The organism is Micromonospora sp. D75 (genome assembly GCF_018070405.1).
Lineage (GTDB): Bacteria > Actinomycetota > Actinomycetes > Mycobacteriales > Micromonosporaceae > Micromonospora > Micromonospora chalcea.
Map to the genome: position 1 here is coordinate 1 of NZ_JAGPXV010001149.1, position 591 is coordinate 591.

The 591-nt window shown below is 76.0% G+C and carries 1 protein-coding gene; it reads left to right on the forward strand.

The window, feature by feature from the left end; all coding sequences use genetic code 11:
• Positions 1-591, forward strand: a 591-nt coding sequence (locus KBX39_RS32575; protein WP_210874266.1) for a zinc-binding dehydrogenase, incomplete at both ends; no start/stop codon positions are given.

The window sequence follows — 591 nt, forward strand, 5'->3', positions numbered from 1 at the left end:
CCGCCATCCAGCTCGCCCACCACCTCGGCGCCACCGTCCACGCGACGGCGAGCCCCGGCAAGTGGGGTGTGCTGCGGGGCCTGGGGGTTGCCGGGGAGCGGATCGCGTCGTCGCGGACCACCGAGTTCGAGCAGGTCTTCGGCGCGGCCACCGGCGGTGCCGGGGTGGACGTGGTGCTCGACGCGTTGGCCGGTGAGTTCGTGGACGCGTCGCTGCGGCTGCTGCCGCGCGGTGGCCGGTTCGTGGAGATGGGCAAGGCCGACGTACGCGACCCGGAGGCGGTCGCCGCCGACCACCCGGGCGTGGCGTACCGCGCGTTCGACCTGAACGAGGCGGGCAGCACCCGCATCGGCGAGATGCTCACCGAGATCCTCGACCTCTTCGCGCGGGGCGCGCTGCGTCCGCTGCCCGTACGGGTGTGGGACGTGCGTCAGGCCCGGCAGGCGCTGCGGCACGTCAGCCAGGCCCGCCACGTCGGCAAGGTGGTGCTGCGCATCCCCGCGCCCGCCGACCCCGACGGCACCGTGCTGCTCACCGGCGCGGCCGGAACCCTGGCCGGCGTGCTCGCGCGGCACCTCGTCGCCACCGGCC